Origin of the sequence: Roseofilum sp. SBFL (assembly GCF_017746885.1) — a bacterium.
Taxonomy (GTDB): Bacteria; Cyanobacteriota; Cyanobacteriia; order Cyanobacteriales; family Desertifilaceae; genus Roseofilum.
The window spans coordinates 1-10,740 of the sequence record NZ_JAGHZH010000176.1 but is presented as its reverse complement, the minus strand read 5'-3'; the positions used below and the strand labels follow the sequence as shown (position 1 = coordinate 10,740).

Annotated in this window: 14 protein-coding genes and 1 tRNA gene; 7 read left to right on the top strand and 8 right to left on the bottom strand. The window is 45.1% G+C overall.

Annotated elements, in window-relative coordinates; all coding sequences use genetic code 11:
- Window positions 1-390: 390 nt before the first annotated feature.
- Entirely contained in the window at window positions 391-540 is a 150-nt protein-coding gene (locus tag J7545_RS19280; protein ID WP_318720018.1) for a hypothetical protein, read from the bottom strand.
- Between the two features lie 191 nt (window positions 541-731).
- On the opposite strand from J7545_RS19280, the gene J7545_RS19275 reads away from it, so the two are divergent.
- The 4 genes from J7545_RS19275 (at window position 732) to J7545_RS19260 (ending at window position 4,782) form a co-directional block, all read left to right on the top strand.
- The gene (locus tag J7545_RS19275; protein WP_318720017.1) at window positions 732-1,565 is read left to right on the top strand and encodes a hypothetical protein; all 834 of its coding nucleotides are present in this window, start codon (window positions 732-734) and stop codon (window positions 1,563-1,565) included.
- A 257-nt stretch (window positions 1,566-1,822) separates the two neighbouring features.
- Entirely contained in the window at window positions 1,823-2,593 is a 771-nt protein-coding gene (locus J7545_RS19270; RefSeq protein ID WP_318699646.1) for a hypothetical protein, read from the top strand.
- Window positions 2,594-2,615: 22 nt separating this feature from the next.
- Window positions 2,616-3,815: a DNA double-strand break repair nuclease NurA gene (locus tag J7545_RS19265; RefSeq protein WP_318699645.1), complete on the top strand. Its 1,200-nt coding sequence runs from the start codon at window positions 2,616-2,618 to the stop codon at window positions 3,813-3,815.
- A 127-nt stretch (window positions 3,816-3,942) separates the two neighbouring features.
- Window positions 3,943-4,782 carry a tetratricopeptide repeat protein gene (locus tag J7545_RS19260; RefSeq protein ID WP_318699644.1) on the top strand — a complete coding sequence of 280 codons (840 nt, stop codon included), beginning with the start codon at window positions 3,943-3,945 and terminating at the stop codon, window positions 4,780-4,782.
- Here J7545_RS19260 and xseB read toward each other — a convergent pair.
- The gene (xseB, locus tag J7545_RS19255; protein ID WP_271940196.1) at window positions 4,779-5,018 is read right to left on the bottom strand and encodes an exodeoxyribonuclease VII small subunit; all 240 of its coding nucleotides are present in this window, start codon (window positions 5,016-5,018) and stop codon (window positions 4,779-4,781) included. The two genes, J7545_RS19260 and xseB, sit on opposite strands and share 4 nt — an antisense overlap.
- Window positions 5,019-5,353: 335 nt before the next feature.
- A complete protein-coding gene (gene xseA, locus J7545_RS19250) occupies window positions 5,354-6,586 on the bottom strand; it encodes an exodeoxyribonuclease VII large subunit (protein WP_318699643.1) in 1,233 nt (410 codons plus the stop codon).
- A gap of 136 nt (window positions 6,587-6,722) precedes the next feature.
- Between xseA and J7545_RS19245 the strand changes: the two genes are divergently transcribed.
- The 3 genes from J7545_RS19245 (at window position 6,723) to J7545_RS19235 (ending at window position 8,426) form a co-directional block, all read left to right on the top strand.
- Complete coding sequence (locus J7545_RS19245; protein WP_413038653.1) at window positions 6,723-7,643, top strand: prohibitin family protein; 921 nt, start codon at window positions 6,723-6,725, stop codon at window positions 7,641-7,643.
- Between the two features lie 43 nt (window positions 7,644-7,686).
- Entirely contained in the window at window positions 7,687-7,947 is a 261-nt protein-coding gene (locus tag J7545_RS19240) for a hypothetical protein (protein WP_318699641.1), read from the top strand.
- An 80-nt stretch (window positions 7,948-8,027) separates the two neighbouring features.
- Window positions 8,028-8,426, top strand: coding sequence for a VanZ family protein (locus tag J7545_RS19235; protein ID WP_318699640.1), 399 nt, complete (start codon window positions 8,028-8,030; stop codon window positions 8,424-8,426).
- Between the two features lie 3 nt (window positions 8,427-8,429).
- Here J7545_RS19235 and J7545_RS19230 read toward each other — a convergent pair whose 3' ends face one another.
- The 5 genes from J7545_RS19230 to J7545_RS19210 all read right to left on the bottom strand — a co-directional run bounded on the left by J7545_RS19230 (window position 8,430) and on the right by J7545_RS19210 (window position 10,599).
- Window positions 8,430-8,708: a cupin domain-containing protein gene (locus J7545_RS19230; RefSeq protein ID WP_318699639.1), complete on the bottom strand. Its 279-nt coding sequence runs from the start codon at window positions 8,706-8,708 to the stop codon at window positions 8,430-8,432.
- A gap of 36 nt (window positions 8,709-8,744) precedes the next feature.
- Window positions 8,745-8,832, bottom strand: a tRNA-Ser gene (locus J7545_RS19225).
- A gap of 2 nt (window positions 8,833-8,834) precedes the next feature.
- Window positions 8,835-9,773: a TIGR04168 family protein gene (locus J7545_RS19220; protein ID WP_318699638.1), complete on the bottom strand. Its 939-nt coding sequence runs from the start codon at window positions 9,771-9,773 to the stop codon at window positions 8,835-8,837.
- A gap of 112 nt (window positions 9,774-9,885) precedes the next feature.
- The gene (locus tag J7545_RS19215; RefSeq protein WP_318720015.1) at window positions 9,886-10,164 is read right to left on the bottom strand and encodes a hypothetical protein; all 279 of its coding nucleotides are present in this window, start codon (window positions 10,162-10,164) and stop codon (window positions 9,886-9,888) included.
- A 126-nt stretch (window positions 10,165-10,290) separates the two neighbouring features.
- Window positions 10,291-10,599 carry a hypothetical protein gene (locus tag J7545_RS19210; RefSeq protein ID WP_318699636.1) on the bottom strand — a complete coding sequence of 103 codons (309 nt, stop codon included), beginning with the start codon at window positions 10,597-10,599 and terminating at the stop codon, window positions 10,291-10,293.
- Window positions 10,600-10,740 lie beyond the last annotated feature (141 nt).

Here is a 10,740-nt window from a genome sequence, read left to right as displayed (position 1 = left end):
GGAGTAATGGATAGAGGCAGAAGTGTTGAATGTTAGCTTAATGTCGAAAAAAAGAGGATAAAATATGGTATTCTATCCTCAAATATTCAAACAATATTCTCGCCCATGGTAGCTTCTTTTACAAATCTTGTCAAACCGATTCTCAAGTCATTATCTCCTCATGACTACCCAGTTCTGAACTCTCGCCTCTTCTTTGAAATCTGGTTGAACTTCGTACTTGATAGTAGTTTGATCAGTATGAGAGACTTATTCTACCGATTGAATCATACGGGTATTAAGGTTGATATATCTACCTTTTCTAAGGCATGTAAATCGAGATAAGACCACAAGTTTTATCGGATCTATAATTAATTACTTCATCAATTAAAAAAGAAAAATAGAGTAGAATCTCTAAGGCTGTTGCCGATAGATTCGACCGTAATTACTCTCACGAGTAAGCTCTTCTGGAAACAAAACTACCGTCAAGTTAAACTCCTCAATGGTATCAACATAAATCCGGGTAATCTCACAGAATTTTTCATTAGTCTTGGGCAGGCTCATGATGCCAAATTCACGGATTATATCCCGACCATGATTGGCTCTAATGAAGTGGGTGTAATGGATAGAGGTTTTGCTAGTTGGCCATTCATAGAAGCGATGAGTGAAACTCAGAAATAGCGGGTGGTGTTGTTGGTGGGATTACTAGTTTTATCGGTAATTTCTTGTATTTGATCATTCTGTTTCCCCTGGGCATGGGATTTTTGGGGGGTGGTGCAACTCATATTGCCGTAAAAAAAGGTAAAGTCAGAAACCCGGCGATCGCAGCTTTATTTGGGGCATTGACGGGTATATCCATCTATGGTGCCATGCATGTTTTTGATTACTGGACTTTTCAGAGATCTGTAGCTGGAGAATTACGACAAGCCTATAGCGAAGATCTGCAAACAGCACTCGCTGAAAGCGAAGAAGGAGTCACTGAAGAAGAGCTTCTACAATTAGCAATTGATACTATCTTAATCGAGGAAACTGGGCAAGCAGGCTTTATAGGATATTTACAATTTACTGCCCAACAAGGCATGGAACTATCGAGATCGAGCAGTGGCGGTATTCCAGTGAGCGGAATAGGTATGTGGATTTATCGCGCTCTAGAATTAACCGTCATTGCAGGAGTCAGTACCGCAGCGGGATTTCGGGCAGCGAAGGAACCCTTTTGTGAAAGTAGCGATCGCTGGTATGGCGATCCACAGCGAGTCGGAAATGTAGACGACGATCGCTCACAAAAGTTTATCGGTTTCCTAGATAGCAATAATTATGTCAAAGCTGGGGAGCTAATTAATACTCATCTGGATATTCCCATTCCCAGTCTAGAGGTTTATCTGCAATCCCCTCCTCAAGAAGGCATGGCTGATTCGGTGGTTACCTTGAGTAAAACTTCCTTAAATAAGGATAATAAATTAGAGCTAAAGCAGGTCTTAATGGGGATGGTTTCTCCAAGGGAACTCAAGCAACTCCAAGATTCAATTCCCCAGGGTGTAGAGACACCAACAAATGATCCAGAAGCTAATAACCCGGTTGATGAAACTTGAGCAAAGGCTTTGCGCGGTTAAGTTAAGAGGATTAGAAACATGCCATCCCAACCCCAAGAGTATTACAGCGCTTTGCGCTGGGGAATAGGGAATAGGGAATAGGATTGTGGTACATGGAGAGAGAGGATTCAAGCTTGTGTTTTATAACGCAAGCAAAGCGCTGTATGTTCTTATAGAGCAAGATGAGGACGGTTCAATCTGGTTAGAGGGGCGATCGCCTGCTATCCTTGCCTATAGTGTTATAGCCAGCAAGAATTATGGATATTCCAGAGGTTCTAGCCTTAGATTTTGATGGTGTACTCTGTGATGGATTAGTCGAGTATTTTCAAACGGCTTGGCAAACCTATACTCAGGTGTGGGCAGTGGACGAGACTCCTCCACCTCCAGGGATGGCAGAACAATTCTATTGTCTGCGCCCAGTGATTGAAACCGGTTGGGAAATGCCGGTATTGATTCGAGCCATGGTTGAAGGAGCTTCAGAGGAGGAGATTTTAGCGAATTGGCGCGGGATCTGCGAGCAAATTATTACCAGAGATGGACTCAAAGCTGCGGAAATTATGGATCGAGTCGATGGGAGGCGCGATCGCCAGATCCAAACCAACCGCTCAGACTGGTTATCCCTGCATCGATTTTATCCCAGTATTGTCCCTCAACTGCGATCGCTCCTGGCTAACCCCGATCTGGAGTTAGTAATTATTACCACCAAAGAAGCCAGGTTTGTCCAGGAACTACTGGAAATGGAGGACATTGACTTTCCTGGCGATCGCATTATCGGCAAAAGTATCAAACGCCCCAAAACCGAAACCTTACTCACATTCCATCCCTCAGAAAAACGGATTTGGTTTATCGAAGATCGCTGGAAAACTCTCCTGTCTGTTACTCAACATCCCCAATTAACCTCCGTGGAACTCTTCCTCGCCACCTGGGGCTACAATACACCTGCCGAAAAACAAGCCGCCAGCAGCCATCCTCGCATTCATTCTCTATCCCTAGACACGTTCAGCCAACGTTTAAACCATTGGCTATAACCTATTGCTAGAGTGCCTGATTATGCTCGATTTTAATAAACTCGCCCGTCAGATGGAAGGCATCAGCCAACATCTGCAAGATGAAGCCACCGCTACCCAGAAACGGCTGAACCGCGCTAGAGAAACCCTAGCTCAAGCGAGCGATCGCCTAGATGAGTTAATCTCTTCCTATGAGCAATGGTCGAATCATTTTGGATTTAATGCCGCCTTTCCCATTGAACCCTTAGATACGGTAGTGGATATTCAAAGTGCGCCTCAAGTCCATACCGTTATCTCTACCGACGGTTCCCAGATGGCTCCCTCCCACCATGAAATTGCCTATTGCTATCTGATTAATACGGGACGAGTCGTTTTTTATTATGGTCAAAATCGGGCTGCAATTCTCGATAGTCTCCCCGAAGCTTTTTATCGTCAAGAAGATCTCTATGTCTCTCGCCAATGGGGAATTCGCACGGATGAATGGATGGCGTATCAGCGCACAGTATCAGAGGCGGCGGTATTGGCGGAATTAGGAGTAAGAGTGGCAACTGAAGAGCGAGGAGAATTAGACGAACAGTTGCCCGCTCTAGCAATGGTGGATGGTTCTTTAATTTATTGGCATTTAGAGCCATTACCGGGTGGGGCGCGCGATCGCCTTTTACCCCCGATTCTAGAAGCTTGGGAAACCCTCCAACATCATCGTATTCCCCTTGTGGGTTATTTGAGTTCGTCTCGCAGTGGAGAAGCACTTAACTTTCTGCGTCTTGCCCACTGTCCTCATCCCGAACCCAATTGTATGGTTCACTGCGGCGGGCAAACGGACAAAGCGCCCTGTCAAGTTTTACATCCCTTGCGAGATAGTTCAGTCTTGGGGAGTTGGCTAAAACCAGGACAGCGCAGTGGGTTATGGAGGTCTTCGGCACGAATTTTAGAGCAGTATCGAGAACAAGTAGTGTATTTTTGTTACCTAAATGTGGGGAAAGAAATTGCCCGTGTTGAGTTTCCCCAATGGGTGGTTGAAGATGCCCACTTATTAGAGCAAGCATTAAGTTTAACCCTCGCTCAAGTGGCGAAAGGCTATGGTTATCCGATCGCCTTATCCGAAGCTCATAATCAAGCCGTGGTGCGGGGAGGCGATCGCCATCGGTTTTTCCTCTTGTTGGAACAGCAGATGATTAAAGCAGGTTTGAAAAATATTGGTACATCTTATAAGGAAGCCCGTAAGCGAGGTTCGATTGCTTAAATTAGGTAATCAGTAATAGCGATACACACTGAGTTTCAACTCTCAACTCCCTACGGATGCAATACTCAGGAAAATCGGTTATTGTAACTGTAAATTCACGCAAAAACTTTCCCTAAAAGCCTTAAAAATGGGGACTTTTGAAGGAAAAGCCGGTTTACTGGTTATCGATCGCCTATTACCAGCGGGTAGCACTATCAATGAATTCCACATTGGGGAACTGAGTTTGAATAGAAGAGGACTCTATACTCTTGGAGTTCATTGTGTTCTGGCTCAGTATTACTCCATTAACCCTATGAATATTGGATCTAACCTGATGCAGGCAAAACAGTTACTTAACCATGGTGTCGTAGTTGCTCGAATGGGCGATCGCCAAAATGCCTTTGAATGTTTCGATCGGGTTCTCCAATTAGCCCCCGATTACGCCAAAGGATATAATAACCGAGGCTTAAGTCGCTATAATCTAGGGGATTATCAGGAGGCGATCGCGGATTTCGATCGGGCTATTACCCTAAATCCTGAGTATGTGACAAGTTATTACAATCGAGGGAATACTTACCGCAAACTCAAACAGTGGAATCAAGCGTTAGCCGATTTTGAGCGGGTGATCCAATTAGATCCCGAATCAGCAAAAGGGTATCTGAGTCGAGGAGCAGTGTATTGGGAATTACAGCACGATTCGGAAGCACTACAGGATTTTAACCGCGCCATTGAATTGAATCCTGAATTAGCGGCCGCCTATAATAACCGAGGATTAGTTTATGCGGCTCAAAATGAGGTTTTTAAAGCCCTAGCTGATTTTAATTATGCCCTGGCATTGAATCCTCAGTTTGCACAAGCGTATTATAATCGCGGCGATTATTTGGTGAAACTGGGCGATTATCCAGGAGCAGCAGAAGATTATAGGCAGGCGTTGAATGCTAATTTGCTGTCGATCCGAGGGATATCGAAAAGCAAGCGAAGCGATTAGAAGTCTGGATCTTCACTTAAGGTTTCAATCATCAAATCCATTTGCGATCGCTTGTGCGCGAGAAAGCTCTCACACTCTTTGAGATATTCTACAGCCCGAGTAAATTGATTGAAGACTTCCGCTAAGTCCATATCTCCCGCTTCCATTTGATTAATAATGGCTTCAACTTGGGCAACGGTTTCTTCATAATTCCAATCAGATTGAGGGGTAGAGTTATTTTTGGAGGATTTAGGCATAATAAACCTGAAGGAGTGAAGGTGTAGTGAACGATGGGATAGGGAACAGAAGATGATTAAGACGTGGGGGGTTATAACTGTACCCCTATCGGCTGTTGCTCATAGAAATAGCTTAGGCCTCTCAGTTGCTTCCAGTAGGTAATCAGGAATACATTCCTCTTTTCTTTCGCTACATAGAGCGTTTCGCACTCTAGAAATAGACACGAATAGCAATAAGCAACAGCTTGTATAGCTTAGGTCTAAGGCTCCAAACTGTACTCCATAGAACAGACCCTAACTATACAGTAGTTTCCTCTATTATGCAGTACCTTGTTCAATCAAGAATTACAGAATGATTAAGGGAGAATTTCCACAATTTTGACCTTCACTTGACCTTGACCCAATCCAATTGATAATTCTTGTTCTGACTTTAGGGAGCTTACAGAGCGCACAATTTCCCCGTTTTCGCTGCGGACTAAAGCGTATCCCCGTTTCAAGACATTATGAGGATCGAGAGTAGACAGTTTTTGGCGCAAATAGTCACATTTTTGAGTTTGTTGTTGCAGTGCTTGTAGACTGAGTTGGATTAATTGACGACGCTTCCAGTCTAAAGTTTGTTCTTCCCGTGTAATTTGGCGATCGAGTTGCAGACGACAGAGGCGGTTTCGCAAGAGATTAAGTTGATCCTGATGTTGGTTGAAGTAGGTGTGAGCAACGTCGATCAGCGCTAGACAACGGTCTTCATGTTCATTCAGGAGGGTAGAGAGTTCTGGGACCGCTCGATTGGCAGCAGCGGTAGGGGTATGGACATAGAGATCGGCAGCTAAGTCGGCGAGGGATTCATCCCTCTGATGACCGATACCGGAAATAATGGGAATGGGACACTTGGCGATCGCCTTAACCACTCGCTCATCATTAAACGCGGCTAAATCTTCCGTCGCTCCTCCCCCTCTAGCTAGAATAATCACTTCAGCTCGACCATCGCTTTCGACTTGTTGAATAGCTCTCACAATAGAACTGGGGGATTGTTCGCCTTGTACCAGAGCCGGACAAAACAGAACATGCAGCCCGGGATAACGGCGCTTGAGAGTGCGTTGAATATCCCCCCAGGCGGCGGCTTGACGTGAGGTAATTACGGCCACAATGTTCGGATGGGACGGAATGGGTTGTTTGCGATCGGGGTCAAAATAGCCTTCAGCCGCTAGGCGATCGCGCAATTGTTGATATCGAAGGGCTTGTAAACCTTCCCCCCCCGGAAGCACCTGATGGACCATTAATTGATATTGTCCTCTAGGGGGATAAATCCGCAGGGTTCCTAATACCACAATTTTAGCCCCCGCAGTCGGTTGAGTCATCAGTCGAGATAAGGCATTATTCCACACCACACAATTGAGACTCGCTTTTACCTCTGGATCTTGTAGGGTGAAAAATAATCCGCTGCTATATTGGCTGGCGCTCGACACTTCACCCGTAATCCAAATTTGCTGAAGGTGTTCATCTTCTTCTAAGCGCATTTGTAAATATCGGGTGAATTCATTGACGGAAACCGCTCGTTCAGGAACTAACAAGTTGGGTAAGGGAAATGTCATGGGAGTTGTTTTAAGGGAAGTTTAAGAGAACTGAGGCATTCTTTTCACAAGATAACAGATAGTCAACTTTTCTTTACCTTTCCCCTAGAGGGTAAACCCCTTGAGCTACTCTATAAATGTACCGATCTCCTCAGCGATCATGTTTATTCCCTATCTCCTCACGTCATTGTTAGCGTTGGCGATCGCCTTAAGTAGTACCTCCATTGATGCTATTCCCAAACATCGCCAACATCAAATCAGGGTAATCTCTCTTCTGATTAGTGTAATTGGTTTTTTGGCGACTTTATCCCAATGCTTGGTTGTCATGTCAACAGGTAAAGTCGCTGTTGTCGAAATCCTTGGAAAAGTTCAAGAAAGACCCCTGAAACCTGGCGTACACTTGACCAATCCTATGGCCAAAATCACAAGTTTTTCTACTCGTCTCAAAGACATTAAAGAAACGGTCAGTGCGACCTCAAAAGAAGGGCTAAATCTAAGTATTGATGTCAGTTTACAATATAAACTTGACCCTCAACAAGTTGCCAACGTTTATGAAAATATTGGCACAGATGAGACCGAAATCATCATCTCTCGCTTTCGATCGCTGATTCGAGAAATTTCCGCCCGCTATGAAGCCCGTGAAATTTATGGAGAAAAGCGCCAAGAGATTGCCCAAACGCTACAAGACTCTTTGATTAGTCAACTACAACCGTTAGGCTTCACCGTCGATCAAGCTCTGCTCAGAAATGTCACCCTTCCTGACTCTATTCAAGCGGCGATTCAGGAAAAACTAGCCGCCCAACAAGAAAGCGAGCGCCAGGAATTTATTAACGAAAAAGAGCGTCAAGAGATTGAATTTGAGATCGAAAAAGCGCAAAAAGAAGCAGAAAGACAACGAATAGAAGCCCAAGGAATTGCTGATGCCCAAAAACTGCTTGCCCAAGGGTTAACGCCACAAATTATACAGCTTAAGTCCATTGAAGCGACGCAACAATTAGCTGAATCCGAAAACAGCAAAGTGATTATCATTGGTGGAGGCAAGGACAACTTACCCTTAATTCTGCAACAATCAGAATAAGGATTATTCTATCCCCCTATTCCCTATTACCGATTACCAGCCTATGCCCCGTTTTACTCCCTATACCTTGCAAATGCAAATTACCCGTATGTTCCAGGATGGACAATCGTTGTTTGCCCAGATTAAAGTGAACGATTGGCTCAAGGAGCATAACCAAGACCCCAATAACTACACTATAGAGTTTGAGCAAATCCCAGCGCCTCCGGGATCGGCTGATGTTTATGCGATCGCCATTCACATTGAACGCAAAGATGGAGAACCTGTAGAAGAGTGGCTCTTAGAAGAAATTAACCGTCAAGGATAAAATAAAAACCAGAACAATTTAGGGAACTGCGATCGCGCTACTGAGCGTCCGTATACAGACAGACTTACCACTGCTCCCTTATGAGAACTCCTAGCCCTAAAAAAGCCGATCGCCGATGGATCGTTGCCTTCTGGATCTATTTCGGCTTATTGTTGTTCATATCCCTAGCCGCTTATTTACGGTGGATTCCTGCCCGTGTAGCCGATTACGACAAATTTGGGCATTTGTTTCTCATAGGAACTGCTGGAATTTTAAGTCATCAAGCTCTGGGAGAGCGCATGATTCAACTGGGAAAAATATCTCTTCCCCTAGGGCCAATTTTAGTCACTGTCTTTTCATTCATTGATGAAACCTTACAGATTTTCTCTCCAGCCCGCAGTTATAGTTTGATTGATCTGATGGCGAATTGGATCGGTATCTGGATGTTTTATTGGCTCCTGGTCATCATCCGTAGACTGCTTGCACAAGTCAGAGAATAAGGATTAATCCATGGAGTAATGTTTGCGAACTGGTTGAAGAATTTTCCAGCTACAGGAGAGTCCGGCGGGAAACGTAACTAAATCCCCTTCGCCAAATTTGACCGGTTCTCCACCATCGGGAGTGACGATGACTTCGCCCGTAAGTAAGTAGCAGGTTTCTGAGCAGTCATAGGTCCAGGGAAATTCAGAAACTTCTTTTGTCCAAATTGGCCAATCCCAGATTCCCAGTCGATCCAGGTATTCGCGGCTCGGTTGATGCTCAATTTGTATCGTAGAAGTCATAGAAACTCAATCTGATTCGCTCAACCAACAAGGGAACGGAGAGGGGGGGATTCGAACCCCCGGGACGCTGTTAACGCCCACTCGATTTCAAGTCGAGCGCATTCGACCACTCTGCCACCTCTCCAGTCACAGTCTATTAGTATAGCCTATTTGGGCAGCAGATGGACGGGATGTATAGAGAATTTCTTCACTTTCTATTTTGAACTGGTGGTTGACCCACACTAAGCTCGCTTGGATAACGGTTTGGTTTTCTAGGGTAACGAGGGAGAAGTTGCGAGATTTCCCGGTGGCGGTGGTGATAATCCGAGGGACTCTAGCTGCATTGAGGTAAATTGTACCTTGATTATCTTGAGCGATCGCCTCTCTTAATTGTGCTTCGGTGTGGCGCAGACGGTGATGCATATGGCCAAACGTCACCAAGGGAATCTGTTTTCCCTGCTCTCGAGTCGCCAAGATCGCTGCTCGAAAATCTGGCTCGCCAAAGTCTCCCCCCAAAGGATTCCAATCTTTGCCACAAATATCTTCTGGTTGATCTCCAAGACCTTGGGGGCCACAATGACCCATAAAAATTACTGTCTCATAGGCGGTCTTCTGGGCAGCCGCGATAATTTTATCAGCAGATTCCGTAAAACTATTCACGCCATAGCGGTCTCGATAAAAGCCCCCATTCTGCCAGATCGGGCCGCCCCAACTAAAGGGCCGAGCGCCCACAACACTGAGCTGAAATTGGGGAAAATTGAGATAACCAAACCCCACATGAGTATCGCCGAGCAACTTGAGCTGGTCGCTTACCCGGTCTTCTAACTGACGATTGTAGGGGCATTTCTTCCGACCCCAAGGAGAGGCGGTATACCAACAATCATGGTTTCCTAAAACGATCGCCTTCGGTAAGTCTAACGCGGCGATCGCCTCCACCACCGCAATTGACTCATTGCCAAAGTCACCCACAAACAACACTAAATCCACTCCTAAAGCATGTAGTGCTTGTGCATCGGCACTTTCCCATTGATCGTGTACATCTCCTACCACGGCGATCTTCAGGGAAGGTTGCTTGGCTTCATTCATGGGATTCTCTAATCACGTCAGTTTATACTATAGTCGATTCAAATGTACGATTCGTTCAAAAAGACTCTAGTAGCGATCGGCCAGAAAGCCCCTACAATCGTGCTTAACTGTACTATTGAGGAATTAAACTTAGAATTTTATCGTATTCAAAATTCTGGAAACAGGTCGCGATCGCCTCAGAAAAATCGGGATTATTTTCGGCAATAGCGCGAATCACTTCAGCCATTTTCTGCTTGTTACTCGTGAGGGTAGCTTGGCGCAGTCGCTGTTGCAATTCTGGTGAGAGCGCCTGAAAATTTTCTGTGGTTAATACCTGAAACATAGACGGCTTATTTTCGAGCGAACAGACCAGATCTTCATAAATGTAACGAACGCCTAAATGCTCTTCCATCACTGTAAAGATTTGCTCTTCCAGACTTGGATGAGAGATTTACTTTTGAAGCTTTCTCTGTCTTGCTGTCTCAGGAGAAGGGGATAAAAATGGTGATGCTCTTAAGTCCAATTAATCAGGACTCCATTATCCCAGAATGTCCTGCCAAGTGAGATTAATTTGCTGACGATTTCTGACGAGCTGTTCGGGAGTCTTATCGCGCATCATCCCTTGAACTACGGCTACGCTATCTTTAATCAGGAACAGCCATTGAGCTACGTTTAGTGCTAAGGGGTTTCCGGCATAGGTGAAGACTTTTAAGCCATTCCCACTGACGGCGATCGCCCGCGAGAGCAGCAGCATTTTATTTAACTTCAGGTTGGCTTGAATCTTCTCAATTTCTCCATAACCCATAGAAGCCTTTAATTCACAGGGTTCTGGCTTCAGTGTGGACAAATATAGCGCTTTGCGCTAGGGAATAGGTAATAGGGAATAGGGAATAGGGTTGTGGTATATGGCTTTAAGGATTCAATACTGTCCCTCATAGCAGCGCAAAGCGCTGTAACCCTCTTCTGTCACTCTCCGGTTTCTTCTATT